This window comes from Ohtaekwangia sp. (assembly GCF_036786105.1).
Classification (GTDB): Bacteria; Bacteroidota; Bacteroidia; order Cytophagales; family Cyclobacteriaceae; genus Ohtaekwangia.
Genome location: NZ_DAIQRQ010000022.1, coordinates 52,125 through 72,646, shown reverse-complemented (window position 1 = coordinate 72,646; position 20,522 = coordinate 52,125). Strand labels below are relative to the sequence as shown.

Genomic DNA, 20,522 nt, shown 5'->3' with positions numbered 1-20,522 from the left:
TGAAAATCAGCCTGACAATGATTATACTGATTGGCAACAGAGGTAAATGTCTGCCTGTTGCTTTCTGTAATGTCTACAGCTGGATGGGTCGAATCTACAAGGTGACCATCCCTATCTATAAGCCTTCCTTCACTATCTGTTAAATACTTCTTTTCAAAAGGTTGATAGGGCGCCAATGCATTAATCAAATTGGCAAGGCTGGTGTTAAGAACGCCCATTGCTGTTTGCATGTCATTCTTAAAATTCGTATCAATGGTAGCAGGAAGGGAGCAGGTACCAAAATTATAATCCAAAGCATATTTCAACTCCTGGGTAATTTGCTCGCCTTTACTATTGGAAGTCACAATCCGTGTAGGGTATATATGGCTGGCATTATCGTAGAAGTAATTGCTTTCACTGGTATGCGTTGCTGATCCATCGTCACTATACACAGTTTCCTTTGTATTTTTGATCTGGGTATAGTCGCTGGTGAGTGTATACGAATCCGATACCTCATAAATATCCATGAGCAGGCTGGGTTGCGTTACATCGGGAGACACCAATTGGCTACAGTATTCAAGTCCCGTGGTGTTATCAGCAGGCAAAACGGTTACAGCTTTATTCACTGTAAAACCTGTAAAAGCTTCCTTAATAGTCAATTGATATTGAGAAGCACTTGCCCTTACCGGCACAAAACCACTGCCAGTATATTTATAGTCTGTCTGCGAAAGTTGTTTGACATCAAGCAATTGACTGCTTTCTGTTCCGAAAGTATAAACCGTCTTTCCTGTTCTGGTATTATCCTGGGTAGATTCAGTAACTTCGCGATAATAAAATTGACTCTCCGCCAAATCGCTTAATGCCGATCGCACGCTTGCGACATAAGAAGAATTATAGTAGCCAGCACAATTGTGGCTTAAGTTACTACCTGTTGTGAGAGCCGTTTTCATGAGCTCAACACCATCGTTATAGGAGTACTGTTTGATAAAAGCCGGGATAGTACTGCCGTTACTATACGAAGATATTTGCTTTATCCGCAAACCAGGCCCGTCAGCCAGTGTATTTATAACCTGGTAATCATCATAATTCAGAATGCCGTAGGTTGTAAAAGTACCATCTATACCAACCAGGCCTGGCTCACTGCTAACCGAAAAGAAATATTTGCCCTCTTCTAAAAACTGTGAACCTGTCAGATTTTCGCCTCCGCTGGTATACACGGGCGATGTATATACGGGTGGACTGGTAGTTCTGTCCTTATAGATACGTACTACAGGTCGGGTTGGATTTTTATTCTCATCTAAATCACCATAATTAAAGTGAACTACCTGAGCTTTGTTAAGCGTAAATGATTTAAATACCTCTGTATAGCCATTCTTTTGATTATTGGAATCAAAGCTAACATCACTTTCAATGCTTGCCGCTGTAAAATTTGATGTTACATAGCGCTTTCCCGATTGATTCTGTTCAAAGTCAAAGGTCGATCGACCACCTGTGGGGTATTCAATGCTTTTAATCATACCCCTTATTGAATAGTTTATATTGGGATTTCGATCTGCTGCGGCACCGTAAAAAAGGTTTTTATCTTTAGGAAACAGGTTAGTATTATTTGCACCGTTGTAATATCCCCAATAATCAACACCGTCCGCCAGATCGGTGCTCAGGCTGTTACCTTCATTATAATATTCAAATTTGTAGTGCTGATCTGTTACAGGGGTAGCAAATTCACTGGAATTATCGTACCGCATTTCGTATACTTCTTTCAACTTGAGCTTACTGTTGCCTCCAAAATAATCATGTACCAATACTATATCTTTTTGAAAGCTGGAACCTTGCGGTCCACGAACTGACACCCTATCGAGGGCCTTGGCGCCTTCACCAGCAACTATGTCCAACCGTTCTTCGGATGAGCCCATAAAAGAGATAGTCCCATACCGGCTAATGACTGTCGATAATACTTTAGCATTTATATGATCTCCCTCGGCATACGCTCTGCTGAAGGTCTCACCGCTTGAACTTTGACCAGTATAATTGCGGGAATCAATCACACACCTGTCTGTGAAGGTTGAGGGTTGCCTGAATGAATAATCGCTATACAAATAAGATATAGTATCTTTTCTGTCTGCCGTTATAATCTTGCTTATCTGCCACGATGACGTGTGCACCGGTATTTCCGACCCCTTTGTAAAAGTAGTTTCAGTGTCATCAAATAAGTATATGTTTCCCTTATCGTCAATCATCTTAAAGCCCGTGGCCGTGCTTCTTATTTTTATATTCTGAAATGGAAAAAGATGGGCTTCACCCTTTATCAGAATGAATTTCCCGCTATATTGTCCTATATTAAATATATAGATATCAGATTCTGCATCGATTTGTCCCAATGCTACGTTGTAACAAAATGGCTGACTCCAGGTCATTGCTGTTGGATACACCAGATCATCATAATTACTTCCCGGATTACGTGTGTCATCCAACTGGCCCTTAATTATTTTGACGATGCTGCCTCCCCCCTGCAAATTCCATCCAAGTCCACACCAGGTAGCTGTTTCGAGCGGCTTGAATCCGTTATAATTATAAGATAGCGCAAACGGAATTGTTAACCCGGAAGCCTTTAACTCAAATATAGGTACGCTTATTTGCGGCATACCCGTATATTGCGTTACGGGCAAAACCCCATATTTCGCCATGGCTTCAACTTCAGGTGAATGAGGGATGATGTCTGCCCTGGCTTTAAGGGGGTCCATTCCAGTATCTTCAGGAGGCGCGTTTCTCGCATTATCCTGTGCATACAGCGTTATAGCTTGCATACAGAATGCCCAAACAAAATACTTGAAAACTACCTTCATCCGGAATGGATTCAATTTTGGTAAAATCATATATCACATTAATAATGCCCAATAAACAACTACTAGCGCCACCCATTACTGAGCCGCAAAAGGATCAATGAATTGAAATGAAAGCAAAAAACAGTCGCCCAGGAAAACTTAGCGCAGGCGGCAGAGGGATGCCCACAAGAGAGAGGAGACGCCAAGTTGTACAGGTAAACAGGTTAATGCAAACGGTTTTACTTTAGTATATCCTATAGTTTTACACAACTATAATCGCTACTGAAATAAAAGTGGTTGCAAGATAAAACCGTTCAGGCGTTCTTCAATGGAATAGAATTAAAAAATTTTCGATTAACGGTATAAATATTGAATGCAAACGTAATCTGCCCGTCCAATGGATATACCCTATCCTGGTTGATTAATTCAGTTTTTACTAACCGGTAACGTAAACAAAAACACACTCCCCTTCCCTTCTTCACTCTCTACCCAAATGCGGCCGCCGTTCTTTTCGATAAATTCTTTGCAAAGTATAAGGCCGAGGCCGGTGCCTTTTTCGTTGGCGGTGCCTTTGGTGGTATGCTTGGTATCGATGCGGAAAAGTTTAGCGACTATATCTTTACTCATACCTACCCCATTATCGGCGATGGATACAACGACATGGTCTTGCTGTGGTTTTATACCCAGGGTAATGGTTCCTCCTTCGGGAGTAAATTTGATGGCGTTCGAGATGAGGTTTCGCACTACCGTATTTACGGAGTTGCGATGTGCATATATAGGTTGCTCCTGGTGGCAGGTATTCTCAATGGTAATTTTCTTGTTGTTGGCCTGTGCTTTCAGGAGTTCTTTATTTTCTTCCAATAATGTAGCAAGATCGAACTTGTCGGACCTGAACTCGATCTGTCCGGTTTGCGAGCGCGACCACTCCAATAAATTCTCCAGCAATGCAAACAGGTTCTTCAATGACTTATCCAGATCCTGCGCCAGCATTTTGATCTCTTCTTTACTCAGACTATCGGTGTGATTGATCAGCAAACCGGAGAAGGATGTGAGCGAGTTCAGCGGTCCTCTCAAATCGTGACTGATAATGGAGAAGAATTTATCCTTCGTAGCGTTCAAATCCTGTAATGCTACATTCTGTAATTGTACTTTGTCGTTCGCTTCCTGCAATACCTGGTTCGAACGTTTTTTCACGATATAGAGGTATGTTACCAACACAACGATAACAAGACTCAGGGCGATCAATACAAACAACACATTGCGGAATTTCTTCTGTGCTTCAATTTCTTTTTCGCGTTGTATGCGATCGGTCTCCAGCTTGTCGATCTTCGCTTCGCTCTTGCCCAGCTCATAGCGATTTTCTTTTTCGAGCAGCTCCCGTTCATTCTCTGCATTCAAAATAAAATCGTTGCTCACCAGGTATTGTTCTTTGCTGTCGAGTGCATTTTTATAGTCTCTCAGCTCTTTATAGCTATAGCTGAGGTATTCATAGCTCCTGCGCATCTGCTGCTGATCCTGCAGGCCTTTGCCCGCATCGAGGGCAAGCTTCAGGTTGGCTATAGCGCGCGAGTAATTCTTTTTCCCGAAGTATAGTACGCCTATATTGTTATACGATTCGGCTATACCTTGTTTGTCTTTCAGCTCCTGGCGTATCTCCAGCGCTACAATATGATTAGCGAGGGCTTTGGCATCGTTCTTCATCAAATGGTATAGCTCGCCTATATCGTTGAGGGACACCGCTTCATTCTTCCGGTCATGTATAGCCCTGCGAAGCGCAAGTGCCCGCTTGTGGTGGCTCAACGCTTCGGTATATTTGCCCTGCTGGGTATATAGATGCCCGAGGTTGAACAATGCCTCGGCTTCAACCTGCGGCTGGTCCAGGGGTTCTTCATACTTCAGTACCAGCTCATAATTTTCGAAGGCTTCTTCGGTCTCACCCAGGGAAGCGTTCACACGCCCGAGCTTGTTAAGAATTAAAACATAATAATGAGGATCATGAAACTCTTCGCTGATAGCAAATGCGCGCTTGAGGCGTTCAGCACTTTTAATATGGTTTTCTACAGCTTCAAAAGCTTCGGCCAGGGCAAGGTTCGAAAAGATCTGCTCGCGTTTCAGATCAAGGGAGTCTTCAATGGCAAGGGAGCGGATAAAAAGTCCAAGCGCCACCTCGTAGGTATGGGCACGCGTCAGGTGAATCAATCCTATTTCTTTTAATGCTTTTGCTTCAGCAGGTTTATCGTTTCGGGCTTGTGCCTGGTGCAGCTTGGCCGTAGCCTGTTCGAGCTCTTTCTCAATCGGCCTGCGCTTCCCTGCCTGAAAAAAACTCTCGTACCACGCGATGGATGCATCCGGCTCCTGCTGTGCGGCAAGCGGAAAAACGCTGACTAACAAGAGGCAACCAAAAAGAACTCGTATCAAAAAGGGCATTAATAGATTTTACTCCAAAAGTGTCGAAAAAGTAAGAGTATTAGAAATAGAAGTTAACGGTAAATATTACACCCGGGCCGCTGTTACAGCGCACTTCCCGCTTCTGATCTCACCCAACTATACATTCACGAAAGGCAAGCGAGGCGTGGTAACAACCTTCCGGCAGAATTGTTCCCGCAGGCTGGATGATTTTTCAGTTCCATGTTATCACTTCCTGTACCGCATCCGGGCTGGTACATTATTTTATCACCGATCCGATAGCGGAACACCGCGATAAAACGCTGAATATATGCCCGGAGAAAAAACAGAATTGAATGATGCACTGCATTGGTATAAAGATGCGGTGATCTATGAACTGCACATCAAGGCTTTCCGTGATGGAAATGGCGATGGTATAGGAGATTTTGATGGCTTGCTCGAAAAGCTTGACTACCTCAAAGACCTCGGGGTTACCGCTATATGGGTGCTGCCATTCTATCCATCGCCCCTCAAAGACGATGGTTATGATATTGCAGATTACTATAACATTAATCCCGCCTATGGTACGATCTATCAGTTCAAAAATTTTTTGAAGGAAGCGCACGATCGTAATCTCAAAGTGATTACCGAGCTCGTCATCAATCATACCTCCGATCAACATCCGTGGTTTCAGCGCGCGCGGCAGGCTCCGAAGGGTTCGGATCTCCGAAACTTTTATGTATGGACGGACGATCCTACCCAGTACAAAGACGTACGCATCATCTTCCAGGATTTTGAATCCTCTAACTGGACGTGGGACCCGGTTGCGCAGCAGTTCTACTGGCACCGCTTCTTTTATCATCAGCCGGATTTGAATTATGACAATCCGTTGGTGCAGCAGGAAGTGTTTAAGATTATTGACTACTGGTGTGCTATGGGAGTTGATGGATTCCGGCTGGATGCTGTGCCATATCTCTTCGAGCGCGAAAATACCAATGGCGAAAACCTGCCGGAGACACACGCCTTTCTGAAAAAACTACGCAGGCATGTTGATAAAAATTATCCCGGCACGTTACTGCTGGCGGAAGCAAACATGTGGCCGGAAGATTCTGCTTCGTACTTTGGCAATGGCGATGAGTGCCACATGAACTATCACTTTCCGGTGATGCCGCGCATGTTCATGGCTTTGCAGACGGAAGACCGTTACCCGATCACCGATATATTTGATCAGACGCCTGCTATACCGGAAACATGCCAGTGGGCAATCTTCCTGCGCAATCACGATGAGCTTACCCTGGAGATGGTAACCGATGAAGAGCGCGACTATATGTATAAAGTATATGTAAAAGATCCGAAGGCGCGCATCAACCTGGGTATACGACACCGGCTCGCTCCGCTGATGGGGAACAACCGTAACAAGATCGAGTTGCTTAATTACCTGCTGTTCTCTTTGCCGGGCACACCGGTGCTGTACTATGGCGATGAGATTGGCATGGGCGATAATTTTTACCTGGGCGATCGTGACGGTGTTCGTACACCGATGCAATGGTCGTCAGGACGCAATGCGGGTTTCTCGGAGTGTAATCCGCACAAACTATATCTTCCGGTTATACTCGATCCGGATTATCATTATGAATCGCTCAATGTAGAAATACAAAGTCGCAATACATCGTCATTGCTGTGGTGGATGAAGCGCATCATCAATAAACGCAAACAGTATAAAGCATTCAGCCGCGGAGATATGAAATTCATTGCGTGCGAAAATGCCAAAATACTGGCCTTTACCCGCAACTACGAAGAAGAAAGTATACTCATCATCGTAAACCTGTCGCGGTATACCCAGCCGGCAGAACTCGATCTGAAAGAATACCTGGGATATGTGCCGAAAGAAATATTCAGTAACAATAAATTCCCGATCATCCAGGATGACGGACGTTACTTCTTCACCATGAGCGGTCATGATTGCCAATGGTTTGTATTGGATAAAGTTCACCCCGATCTGAACCGCCGGCAAGGTATACCCGAACTGGCACTGCACGATTGGCGCGAACTTACAGAGAAGAAGATGCTGGAAAATCTTTCTGCCAACATTTTGCCGGAATATATGTTGAAGATGCGATGGTTTGGCGGCAAAGGACGCCCGGTGGAAAACATGCAGATCATTCAGCATGCCACGGTGCCGCTGGCAGAGAACTTCGCGGTTATCTTCCTCATTGAAGTATATTATCAGAGTGGCTTATCGGAAGTATACCAGTTGCCGGTGGCGTTTGGCAAAGGAGCCTTTGCCAATAAAATTAAAGAGAGCTGCCCGCAATCCATTGTAGCATTACTCACCATTGGCGAAGAACAAGGCGTATTGTACGATGCTATTTATGGTCTTGAATTTCAACTGGCCATAATTAACAGCATGGCGGGAAATCAAAATATAGGATTAAAAGACAGTGAGATCCGTTTCTCCGGCAATCCGTTGCTGGAAAAACATGTACAGGAGCATGAGGCGATAAAACCGCGTGTGCTGTCGGGTGAACAAAGTAACACGTCCATCGTGTACGACAATCGCTTTTTCCTGAAACTATACCGCAAAGTAGATCGTGTGATGAATCCTGACCTGGAGATCATTTCATTCCTCAGCGACCAGGCACATTTCAAATATGTACCGCCTTTCGTTGGAGCCGTGGAGTGGCGTTATAGTAACGATGGCATTGTGCTTGGTATGATGCAGGAAATGGTTGAGAACAACGGCGATGCCTGGACGTACATGCTGGACCGTCTCGATGACTTCAATGAAAAAGTACTGTCGCATGTAACCATTGCCCAGCCGCTGCCGCCACAGATTGGCAGTATTACCAATCCGGTTTCATACGATGAAGTACCGGAAGGCATTCGCGAATTTATTGATGCTACGCTGGCGGAGCGTGCTGTGCAGCTGGGTATACGTACGGGTGAAATGCACCTCGCACTGGCAACTGGCTATAATCTTCCCGCATTCAAACCGGAAGATTATTCACTGCACTATCAACGCTCGTTGTTCTCGGGATTGCAATCGCTGGTTCGCAGTACATTCCAGAATCTTACCCGGAATCTTTCGAATGTATCGGAAGACGTACAGCATGAAGCTGCCGATGTACTTTCGCTGAAAGATGATATACTGGCACTGTTCAGAAATATATACAAGCGCAAAATTGATGTGGTCAAAATCCGCATTCATGGCGATTATCATCTTGGCCAGGTATTGTTTACCGGTAAAGATTTTGTGATTACCGATTTTGAAGGCGAACCTGCACGAAGCTATAGCGAACGCAGATTAAAGCGCTCTCCGCTTCGCGATATAGCAGGGATGGTTCGCTCCTTCCACTATGCAGCATACGCAAGTTTGTTCCTCGACAACCAGATACGAAAAGAAGACTATCGCCAACTGATTCCGTATGTTGAGCAATGGTATCATTACATCAGCGGCTTCTTTGTAAAAGCATACCTGGACACTGTACAGGGCAGCGCTTTCATTCCCAAACAAAAAGAAGACATGGATATACTCATGAATACATTTTTGCTGGAGAAAGCCATCTACGAATTAAACTATGAACTGAACAATCGTCCCGACTGGGTTATCATTCCGTTGCGTGGCATTCAAGCCATTGTAAGTAAAGAAGAGAAGAACGAAGAGTTGGAACTGGTATCGGCCGTGTAGATTTTGGGATTGGAAGATTGAAAGATTACAAAATTGGAAAATCAGAAGATTAAAAATCCAGGCATCTGGAACCTAATCTTTCAATCTTCTACTCCTTTACCGGGCGGCACAGTTTTTTAATTACTTCTGCAAACCAATCAATAGTACCATGAATATGAAAAAGTATGTACATGCGCTTTTCCTGTTAGCCATTATGATCGCTGCGGTATCGTGCGGCAACAAACAACAGGACAGTAAAGAGGAAGCTCAGGATGCCAACAAAGAGAAGCTTTCTGACACCGACTTGAAGGCAGATGGTGATTTTGCTGTAGAAGCTGCCGATGGCGGTATGCTGGAAGTACAGCTTGGCAAACTGGCTGAATCCAAAGCTATAGATCCGCAGGTAAAAGCATTTGGCCAGAGCATGGTTGCCGATCATGGCAAGGCAAATGAAGAACTGAAGTCGCTGGCGCAACAGAAAAATATAACAATACCCGATTCACTCAGTGACAAAAATCGCAAGAAGTATGATGAGCTGTCGCAGAAATCGGGAACAGAATTCGACAAAGCGTACGTCAGCATGATGGTAGATGACCATGAAAAAGACATTGACGCTTTCCGCAAGGAATCTGAAAAAGGAAATGATGCCGACCTGAAAGCATGGGCTACAGCAAAACTGCCCACCCTCACACACCACCTGGAAATGGCCAAGCAAGCCAAAGAAACACTGGATAAGAAAAAGTAAAATCTCAGTTTAGCTATATATAGACAAGCGCCCGACATTTCTGTTGGGCGTTTTCTTTTTACCGGTATATCATCCGCGATTAAAGAGTGATACGAGGCTGCGAAGCTCTTCTTCTTTTTCAGCTGTGATGGCTCCGGGCAACATTCGCCACAACCAGTTGGCATCTGCAGAACCGGGGACATTCATGCGCGCTTCTTCTCCAAGACCTAATATATCCTGCATCGGTATAATGGCCGTGCGGGCTATGGAGCTATAGGCAAGTCGCATCATCACCGTATGAACATTGGTGTCGCGTACGGAAGTGCCGGTATAGGCTGCCAATTGCTTTTGATGTGTACGCTGCAAATCGTTTCGATACCAGCCTTGTGTTGTATTGTTATCGTGCGTGCCGGTATACACTATAAAATTGGTGTTGGTATAATTATGAGGCGCATATACCGAGCTGCTCACCGAGTCGCTCACGGCAAACTGCAGCACCTTCATTCCCGGCAGTTTAAAGGCATCGCGCAGCTGGTATACATCTTCGGTAATATCGCCCAGATCTTCTGCTATAAAGGGCAATGTACCTAATGCCTGTTGCAGCGTATGAAACAAGTCTGCACCGGGTCCACGCTTCCACTGTCCATTAATCGCTGTTGTTTCTCCTGCGTGTACTTCCCAATACCCGGCAAATGCACGGAAGTGATCGAGGCGCACAATATCAAACAGCTCCATATTTTTCTTTATTCGTTGCACCCACCAGCTATAACCGTTTTGTCGCAACGCTTTCCAGTTATATACCGGCATGCCCCACAACTGCCCGTTATCATTGAAGTAGTCGGGCGGAACGCCCGCCATGGCGACTATATTTCCTGTATCATCGAGGCTGAAAATCTCCGGATGAGCCCATACATCGGCTGAATCGAAACACATGTAAAAAGGCAGGTCACCAAGCAATTGTATATCGAGGCTTTCACAATATGCACGAAGCCGCTTCCATTGACGCGCAAATATAAATTGCAGCCATTTCTCCTTTTGTATAGCTTCTGCATGTTGCTGTGTAAACTCATGGAGGGCTCCTACATGGCGATGTTTATACTTGTCGGGCCAGTCGCACCAGCAGTGGCCCCCGTGTTCCGACTTCAGTACTATATAAAGCGCATAATCCTGCAACCAGTATGCTTCACGTTCGGCAAAAACATCAAAGCGTTTTTGCAATGACTCGTGATTTCCCTTTTGAAAATTCTGCCAGGCTATATCCAGCAACTGCTGCTTTATTTTAATCGTGGCAGTAAAATCGATCCGTCCTTCGTTTGGCAAATGATAGGATTCAAGTTGCGCGGCCGTGAGCAACTCTTCTTTCACAAGCAGCTCAGGACTGATCAACGCGGTATTTCCGGCCATACTCGACAATGCGCTATAGGGCGAGTAACCATTGACAGCTTCCGTTGGGTTGAGCGGAAGTAGCTGCCAGTACGTTTGCCGGCTTCGGTATAAAAAGTCTGCAAATGAATATGCCTGCGGGCCGAGATCGCCTATACCAAAGGGAGCCGGCAATGAAGTAATGTGCATCAGAATGCCTGCAGCTCTTTCTTTGGGTGCACTCACCAGTTTTAGCACTGCCAGCGGCAGGGTTTGAAATATAGTCTTGACCGGGAGAATGCCATCGTGTTTCCGGGTTGTTCCGGTAAATACATGCTGCCATGTTTCGGGTGCCTCACCGGGTATCACAATGTGCGTATCTCTCCAGTTGATTGCATCCGGGCGTTTACGTTGCTCTGCACAGAGCGTTGCCAGGCGAAGCGGCGCCACTACGATATACCATGTCTTTCTATGCCGGCGGGCAAAAGCCAGTATATGTTCTTTATAAGCTCCTTCTACTGCCAGCGGTATATATTCACCTTCGGCGAATACTTCCGGCGAATGCTTTCGCATATTGGCCAGGGTATACACGAGCCACTCTTTAATGCGTGCATCGTTGCGATTTATCCACAACATGCGAATCAACGCTCCTGTATCAGTGGCTGTATGTGCCTGTATATCTTCCAACGCCTGCATACGGCGAGTATACTCAACCGGCCGGCGGTTATCAGGGTCTACCAGGCTCAGGTCCCAGTATTCACATCCCTGGTATATATCGGGTATACCGGGACAGGTAAATTTAAGCAACACCTGTGTGAGGGAGTGAACAATACCAAAATCGGCAACGGTTTTCTGAAATTTCTCGAAGCTTTTCCAGAATCGTCCTTTCTTCTCCAGCAGATAATGAATAAAATTCGTTGTCGCATTCTCGTACGATTCATTGGGTGACTCCCATCGTGAATGGCGTTTTGCTTCGCGAAGTGATTTTATCAGGTAAGCAACCATGCGCTCTTCTACATCTTCTTCCGGTTCGAACGGAAAGGCACCCACGAGCGTCTGGTATATAAAATACTCATCGTTGGCATCGGGCATGCCGAACCTTCTGGCACCGGCATTCATGGTGCGCCACTGTTTTACAAGGTCGATCCACTCATCGGTTAACTCGCTCAATACATTCAGGCGTGTACGCACATCTTCACCCCGCTTGGTATCGTGCGTGGCGGTGGCATTCATCGTCATGGGCCAATGCGTTTTGCGATTGATCATCTGCGTGTGAAAGGCATCGCGGGTCATGCCAAAGAACACGGGCGAGTCGCCTACTTCATTATGGCCTACAAAACGATTGTAGGTATACATCAGTGTATCTTCCACTCCTTTTGCCATGAGTGGCCCCGTAAACTGCATACAACGCATGTAGAATTTCAGCGCACGTTCCTGATAATCGGGAGTCTCCCGCGGAGTGCGCTCCAGCAACACATCTTCCAGTATATCTGCCACAGGCGCCAATGCAGCGTTGTGTTCACGGATGTTGTTGAATATAGCATGCACCGAAGCTGATTCTTTCTCCGACAAGGGCATGCGATTGCCGTAGTAGCGGTATACCGGGCAACGGATCAAAAACTCGGCAATGGTATTTTTAATATGCTCCGCATCCAGCGTGTTCAATATAGCCTCATCCATCAAGTTCAGCTCCAGAAGGTAACGGTATAAATTATCCAATTCACCTCCCATGTACTTGCGAAGTATAGCCGCTTTCTTATCCCATATCTTTTCTTCCGCTGGTTGATTATCTTTTAAAAGATCTTTGTAAAAAGTTGAGAATTTTTCTTCTGATCCCTGTGCCGTCAATACATTGTTTACATACGCCAGAAAATCATATCCGGTAGTGCCCTGCACAGGCCAGGCCGGAAGATCTTCATGGGCCTGTAATATTTTTTCAACTACAATATATATATCGGGTCCTACCAGGTTGCGCAGGTTCTCCAGGTATTGCGTGGGGTCGTACAACCCATCGATGTGATCAATACGGAGTCCCTGAAATATACCATCCGCTACGAGTGTATGAATAAAACTGTGATACTGTGCAAACACTTTTTCATGTTGCATGTTTACACCAATGAGGTGCGTAATGGTAAAAAATCGTCTGAAGTTTATACGCTCATCTGACTTCTGCCAGGCATCCAGTTTATAATTCTGTTCAGCAATGATGGGGCGAAGCTGATCGGGCTGTTCGTTTACAATTTGTATACGTCCATCAATATAGGGACGTATGTCCGGGTTGCTCATCAATGCATCGATCTGCAACAGCAGCTCATGCCAGCGTAATGTATAGGCAAGCGGATCATCAATCTGGTGTAAGGCACCAATCTGCTCCACGAGTACACCAATCGCTTCGGGTGCATCGGCAGCGGCCAACAAAGTGGCATACGAGCGCGGATGCAGCGGATAGGTGTTGTCGTAGTATCGCAATACGAGCCGTTGGCCTATATATTCAACTTGTAGTTCGTGGTTAAATAAAACATCGTCTATAGGATTGCCGAGAAACGGAAGGATCAATCGGCCCTGAAAAAATTCACTCGTCCACGAAAGATCAAAGAAGGACGCATATACCGAATACCGGCCTTTCTCCAATACATCCATCAACCATATATTGCCGGGATGAACAGCCATGTGGTTGGGAACGATGTCTTGTATCCAATGTATACCGGCCTGCTTCAGTCGATGGCTGATGTTTCGCAGTTCCTCTTCGGTACCAATCTCAGGATTGATGCGCAATGGATTTACCACATCATATCCATGTGTGCTGCCGGGCACTGCCTCAAATACAGGCGATGCATAGATGGCACCGACTCCGAGCTTTTCCAGGTATGGAATAATCTCCTCGAAATCGCGAAAGGTAAATTGTTTATGAAACTGTATACGATATGTAGTAACCGGATTAACCATAGGTTGCGGCATAAAGTACAATTGCATGAGGCGGAAGCGTGATCACCTGTGATTCCCACAAAGTTTCCGAAGAAGCGGATGGCCCGAGAAACTCAGGATCGGCTGAATCAAGTATCTTCTGCCAGCGATGCGGCCAGGCTACGGTAAACGGCTGGAGTGTATCGGAAAAGTTCATAAGACAACGCACATGCTGTTCGCGATGCCAGCGATGAAGCTGCAGGGTTTTATTCTCCTCATTGCACTGCACTTCGAGTTGCTTCCTGTCGAGATGACGGAGTGCAGGATTTTCCTTGCGCAAAGCAATAAGCTTTTTATAGTACGACAGCAAGACAGCGTGCTGGTCTTTGTCGATCAGTTCCCACTGCAATTTCGATTGCTGAAATGTTTCTTCAGACTGCGGGTCGGGGGCCTCGCCTGCTATATGAAAGGATGCAAATTCTTTCTTTCTCCCCTGCCGTATACTTTGTACAAGCTCTTCATCGCTATGACTGACAAAGTATAAAAAAGGATGTGTTTCCCCATATTCTTCACCCATAAACAATAAAGGTAAATATGGACTGACGAGTGTAGCACCTGCCATGAGCTTAGCCAGCTCAAAATTTACCAACTGACTGGTGCGCTCTCCGAGCATACGGTTTCCCACCTGATCATGATTCTGCGAGAACACCACGAACTGATGGCCCGGGTGTTCGTCTGTTTTTGTACCAAATGTTTTTTGCCGGTGTGGTGAATATATACCATCGTATACATACGCATCGCGATAGGCTTTCGCCAGGTGACGAACGCCATCGTAGTCGGCATAATAACCGGTACGTTCGTGCCCCGTAGTGACGCGCAGGGCGTGATGAAACTCATCGCACCATTGTGCATCCATACCATAGCCGCCTTGTTCGTAGGGAGAAATAAAACGATTGTCGTTTAGATCCACTTCGGTAATCAGGTGATGTATGCTTCGCGATTCATGTATATACTGATCTACATGTTGCCTCATCTCGCGTAAAATATGCGTGGGGCTGAAATCCTTGATAGCATGTGCTGCATCAATCCGCAACGCATCGATATGAAAATCTCTGAACCACATCAAAGCGTTCTCTATAAAATAGTGCCGCACGCCATCGCTGCCGGCATCATCAAAATTCACGGCATTGCCCCAGGGTGTTTTGTATTTATCAGTAAAATACGGTGCATATTCCTGTATATAGTTTCCCTCCGGCCCCAGGTGATTATATACTACATCGAGCACAACGGCCAGGCCATGCGTGTGGCATATATCTACCAGGTACTGTAGCCCCTGGGCACCACCGTACGACTGCTGTACAGCAAAAGGAAAGACACCATCATAACCCCAGTTACGACTGCCCGGAAATTGTGCTACCGGCATGATCTCGATGGCGGTTATCCCCAACGAGAGCAGATAAGGAATTTTCTTTTCAATAGCACGAAATGTACCCTTATCGGTAAAGGTGCCTACGTGCAGCTCATAGAATATATATTCATCGATCGGTATATTTTTCCAGAGCTGGTCATTCCATTGAAAATGATTCAAATCAACAGCCTGTGAAGGTCCGTGTACGCCCTCGGGTTGCGAGAGCGATGCCGGATCAGGAAATTCTTTCTGATCGTCAAGCACAAAGCTGTACAGGTCGCCCGGGCGCAACAGGTTGGTTGTGCAAAGCCAGTAACCGTATTCCTGCTCCTGCAATCGCAGCAACTTGTTATTGTCGAGCAGGCGCAGGCACACTTTCTTTACGTTCGGCGCCCATACAAGAATTTCTGCAGTTCCGTCTCCCCGGAAATTTACTCCTATTGAACGCCTGCTATGCTCTATATTTCTTATCATACACAATCGGGTGTAACAGCAAAAGGATAGAACGTCCTTCTACTGATATAGTCTTAGTCGCATCATATACTTTCCCCTCTCCCTCACCTACTACACCCGCTGCTGTGTTCAGCAGCTCGATCCATTTTTTACCATATTTTGCCGGCGGCAATTTATACTGCAATGCTTCATGGTGTGCGTTGAAGATCAGATAAAAACTATCGTCTATCGTTTGCTCTCCCTTCGGGCCCGGCGTGTGTATACCTCTGCCATTGAGGAATACAGCCAGTGACTTGGCAAAATCGTGGCTCCAGTGCTCTTCGCCCATTTCCGTTCCATCGGGCAGAAACCAGGCTATATCTTCAAGACCTATACCTTTAATAGGCTGGCCCTGGAACCAGCGCCTTCTGCAAAATACCGGATGGTTCTTGCGCAAGGCTATTAACTGCCGTGTAAATTCAAGCAGTTCGTTATCGGCATCCTTCCAGTTGATCCACGATATCTCGTTATCCTGGCAATACGCATTGTTGTTACCTTTTTGTGTGCGGCTGATCTCATCGCCCGCGAGCAACATGGGCACGCCCTGCGAAAGAAAAAGTGTAGTGAGTAAATTACGTTGCTGTCGCTTGCGTAATTCCAGTACAACAGGGTCTTTCGATGGTCCCTCCTCTCCGCAGTTCCACGAGCGGTTATGATTTTCACCATCGTTGTTATTCTCACCATTGGCTTCGTTGTGTTTATCGTTATAAGACACAAGGTCGTTCAGGGTGAAGCCATCATGAGCGGTGATGAAATTTATACTTGCTGTAGGACTGCGATAATCGCCCTGGTACAGATCGGAGCTGCCGGTAAGGCGCTGTGCAAACTCGCCCAGCATACTATCGGCACCACGCCAAAAGTCGCGCATGCAGTCTCTGTATTTACCGTTCCACTCCGCCCAGTCAGAAGGAAATTTACCTACCTGGTATCCACCTTCTCCTATATCCCACGGCTCCGCGATAAGCTTTACCTGCGATATAACGGGGTCTTGATGAATAATATCAAAGAATGCACTGAGCTTGTTTACTTCATGCAGTTCGCGGGCCAGTGTAGAAGCTAAATCAAACCGAAAACCATCTACATGCATTTCCAATATCCAATAGCGCAGGCTGTCCATCATCAGGCGCAGTACGTTCGGAAGATTTGCATTCAACGTATTGCCCGTTCCGGTAAAGTCCATATAGTAACGCTTGTCTTCGTTCACCAATCGATAATAACATTCATTATCGACACCGCGAAAACAAAGTGTGGGTCCCATATGGTTGCCTTCTGCTGTGTGATTATATACTACATCGAGTATAACTTCAATGCCTGCTTTGTGCAATTCCTTCACCATGTTCTTAAACTCGGTTACCTGCTCGCCCAACACACCACCGCTTGAGTACCGTACTTCCGGTGCAAAGAAACCAATGGTATTATAGCCCCAATAGTTAGTCAATCCCTTTTCAACCAGGTGACGATCGGCTATAAAATGATGCACCGGCATCAGCTCAACGGATGTGATACCGAGATTTTTCAAATATTCAATTACTTTCGGATGAGCCAGCGCGGCATACGTGCCCCGTATATCTTCCGGTATATCCGGATGCAGCATGGTGAAACCGCGTACATGCATTTCGTAAATGATAGTCTTGTGATAAGGAATACGGGGTGGCTTGTCGCCTTCCCAGTCAAACTGTTGATCCATTACCACGCACTTCGGCAAAAAAGCAGCACTATCGAGCTCGCTATAGCTGAGATCTTCATCTATATGCCCTACTTCATAGCCAAAGAGCGAATCGTTCCATTCTATCTTTCCGGCTATAGCTTTTGCATAGGGATCGATCAGCAGTTTAAATGGATTGAAGCGCTGGCCGTTCTTCGGTTCATACGGACCTTCTACCCGATAACCATAAAGTTGCCCGGGTTTCATATCCGGTACATAGACATGCCATATCTGGTGTGATCGCTCAATCATTTTGATTCGCGCATACTCTGTTTCATCTTTAGGATTTTTAAAGAGACAGAGATCAACACCGGTGGCCTTGTCGGCATATATTGCAAAGTTTACTCCGTTGCCATCCCATATCGCGCCTAGCGGATAGGGACTTCCCGGATATGTTTTAATTTTTTGTGTTGTTACAGGTTCAACATCCAGTTCATTAATGTTCATACGTATTCTCCAGGTTCATAGCCCATGTGGGAACGTGTAGCTTTCTTCTCCCTTCTTCAGATTGTATGGCCCCGGCTTTTTGATTGTTTACCGGATGGCGCTCGTGCTTGCCTACCTGGTAAGCAAAATCATTCAGCACATTCATATAGTTCATGAACGCTTCATACGGTGAATTATAGGGACTGAAGTATGCATGCACATTTCCATCATCATTCTTCTTGGTTGACATATAGTAAAAATGATCGCTCGTCTGCAGCCAGCGCCAGCGCTCCAGCAGTTCGGGATCGTCCAGATTTTTAACTTCCTGTTCAAGTTTTACCAGCGTATCGAATGCATCGCGTTGCATATCGTTGCCCAGCCAGGCCGACAAATCGCGTTCCTGGTCTGCCCATGATATATAGGATGGTACCGACAATACATCGTATGGTTTTACCTGTTGTATAACTTCAGAAGGTGTTGCCATCTGAAAGCGTTTCTGTTTTGCTACGGCTTTCAGAAATCCTTCGAGGAATTTTAATATACCTGTATTGCGCTTCTGATGTTCGCCAAACGTTTCATAGTCCATGGCGAGCACCACCAGATTTTCATGTGCCGGTATACCATTCAGCCAGTTCATATACTTTTCAACGGTAAGCCGTTGTCCGCCCTGGTTAAAGCGGAATGCTATATCATCGCTGAGGTGATAATTGCGTGGAAATATTTTCAGCATCTGCTGTTCAGGATGCTGGTATAGATGGTGCGGACTGCGATGATGCAAAACGCGTTCGATACCATCCACAAAGATGCCGTTGAAGCCAAGTGCTTCTGCACGTCTTCCAATCTCATCACTATAGATCAGTTCGGTATTACGAAATACAGACGGGCGCACACCAAAAAGCTCGTGAAGTTTGGCAGCGTGGTCCAGCACCTGCATTTCAAATTCATCGCCCGGTATAAGGCAGGCCAATGAATGATGATCTGTTTCCGACAAAAATTCGACAGAAGATGTAGCTGCCAGTGCACGGAAGCTGTCTAACACTTCGGGAGTATATTCGCGAAACTGGTCGAGGCATACACCCGAAATGGAAAACACAACTTTAATCTGCGGATAATTGCGAATAAGTTTCAGCAACAGCGCATTTGTGGGCAGATAACTTTCTACAGACACACGCTCGGCAATCAGTCGGTTCTGTCGTTCATCAAAATATTCTGCACTTGATCCAATATCAAAAAACCGGAACGGGCGCAGTCTTCTGGGTTGATGTACTTGAAAGTATAATACCAGGTGTTGGGTTGTTTCAATTAAGCTCATAGTAAATTGTTTTAATTTTTTTAGCTGCCTTTTCCCACGTCATGTTCTTGATCTCATTGAAGCTGTTCTTCTTCAATGTATCCGATAAACTTTCGTACGCTAACACATTGCAGATGGCATCGGCCAGTGCATCAATGTTCCAGAAATCGACCTTGATGGCGTGCGGCATTACTTCTGCCACACCCGACTGGTTTGACATAATTACCGGTACACCCGCCTGTATAGCCTCCAGGGGCGTTATACCGAAGGGTTCGGAAACGGATGGCATTACATATAGATTGGATATAGACCAGACTTTATCAACGCTTTCGCCTCTTAAAAAACCGGTAAAGTGAAAGCGAGACGAAAGCCGTAACTGTGCCACCCGCTCAACAACCTGCGGAAAAAGGTCCCCTGAGCCTGCCACTACAAAATGTACATCCGGAAACTTCTCTAACACTTTGCGGGCCGCCTCTATAAAGTAAAACGGCCCCTTCTGAAAAGTAAGTCGCCCGAGAAATGTTACAATCTTGGCATTATCAAATGGCTCATACGATGCCAGTGCTTTATAGCGTTCGCGTGGCGTTATACCATTGTGTGTAACTTCTACTTTATCAGCATCGGCCTGATAGCGCGATACCAGTATTTTTTTCGTCCAGTTGCTTACAGCAATGATGCGATCGGCCGCTGCTATACCTTTACGTTCGATCTCGTATACTACAGGATCTACACTTTCTCCGGAGCGATCATATTCCGTGGAATGTACATGGGCAATCAGTGGCTTGCCACTTGCTTCCTGCGCGGCTATACCGGCAGGAAATGTCATCCAATCATGTGCATGGATAACATCAAATTCATATTGCGTTGCAAGGGCTGCAGCTACTTCAGCCAATTGTTGAGTCTCCAGTATAAGATTGGGACCATACGTTCCTGAAAACCGATGGGTAAACGTATCAACAATCTCAATTTCTTCTTCCACAAATGATACTGTAGGATCAAGCTGATAGTTCCAGCTCTCCATGGCAACAAGCGGTGTAGTACTTCTTGCCGTGCGATAGGGTGAAAGAAACGATTCTACTTCGAGTGTGGTAATATGCATGTGTTCGCCTTGCAATATTTCACCCGGCTCTTCAATTCTTTGTGTAACCGTTATGCGGCGCCTGTTTGCGGGAACAGGAACCATGCCGGCATCAATGAAGTGTACCTTTGCAACATTCTCATTGCCATATAACTTTGGTACAACAAACAAAATATCAACTCCTTCCTTAATCAATGATTTGGTTAGTCCAAAGCAAGCGGTTCCAAGTCCTCCCGAAATGTGCGGAGGAAATTCCCAACCAAACATTAACACTCTCAT

At 45.8% G+C, this 20,522-nt stretch carries 9 protein-coding genes; 2 read left to right on the top strand and 7 right to left on the bottom strand.

The genetic code is table 11. The features are described 5' to 3' along the window. Both V7Q33_RS11500 and V7Q33_RS11495 read right to left on the bottom strand, forming a co-directional pair. On the bottom strand, positions 1-2,720 hold a 2,720-nt coding region (locus V7Q33_RS11500), incomplete at its 3' end, for a hypothetical protein (protein WP_333819930.1). A gap of 507 nt (positions 2,721-3,227) precedes the next feature. Continuing rightward, positions 3,228-5,219, bottom strand: a complete 1,992-nt coding sequence (locus V7Q33_RS11495; protein WP_333819929.1) for an ATP-binding protein — start codon at positions 5,217-5,219, stop codon at positions 3,228-3,230. A 298-nt stretch (positions 5,220-5,517) separates the two neighbouring features. Between V7Q33_RS11495 and treS the strand changes: the two genes are divergently transcribed. Further along, positions 5,518-8,874: a maltose alpha-D-glucosyltransferase gene (gene treS / locus V7Q33_RS11490; protein ID WP_333819928.1), complete on the top strand. Its 3,357-nt coding sequence runs from the start codon at positions 5,518-5,520 to the stop codon at positions 8,872-8,874. A gap of 148 nt (positions 8,875-9,022) precedes the next feature. Further along, positions 9,023-9,598, top strand: coding sequence for a DUF4142 domain-containing protein (locus tag V7Q33_RS11485; protein WP_331976017.1), 576 nt, complete (start codon positions 9,023-9,025; stop codon positions 9,596-9,598). Between the two features lie 69 nt (positions 9,599-9,667). Here V7Q33_RS11485 and treY read toward each other — a convergent pair whose 3' ends face one another. From treY to V7Q33_RS11460, 5 genes are read right to left on the bottom strand one after another with little or no spacing between them, the layout of a single operon-like run. Then, positions 9,668-13,897 (bottom strand): malto-oligosyltrehalose synthase, encoded by a 4,230-nt coding sequence (gene treY / locus V7Q33_RS11480; RefSeq protein WP_333819927.1) that lies wholly within the window; start codon positions 13,895-13,897, stop codon positions 9,668-9,670. Beyond that, positions 13,878-15,725 carry a malto-oligosyltrehalose trehalohydrolase gene (treZ, locus tag V7Q33_RS11475; RefSeq protein ID WP_333819926.1) on the bottom strand — a complete coding sequence of 616 codons (1,848 nt, stop codon included), beginning with the start codon at positions 15,723-15,725 and terminating at the stop codon, positions 13,878-13,880. The genes treY and treZ overlap by 20 nt, the downstream gene beginning before the upstream one ends. Then, entirely contained in the window at positions 15,703-17,895 is a 2,193-nt protein-coding gene (gene glgX / locus V7Q33_RS11470; protein ID WP_333819925.1) for a glycogen debranching protein GlgX, read from the bottom strand. The genes treZ and glgX overlap by 23 nt, the downstream gene beginning before the upstream one ends. Then, a complete protein-coding gene (locus V7Q33_RS11465; protein ID WP_331976012.1) occupies positions 17,885-19,186 on the bottom strand; it encodes a glycoside hydrolase family 57 protein in 1,302 nt (433 codons plus the stop codon). The genes glgX and V7Q33_RS11465 overlap by 11 nt, the downstream gene beginning before the upstream one ends. Further along, entirely contained in the window at positions 19,173-20,522 is a 1,350-nt protein-coding gene (locus V7Q33_RS11460; protein WP_333819924.1) for a glycosyltransferase family 4 protein, read from the bottom strand. Before V7Q33_RS11460 ends, V7Q33_RS11465 begins: the two co-directional genes overlap by 14 nt.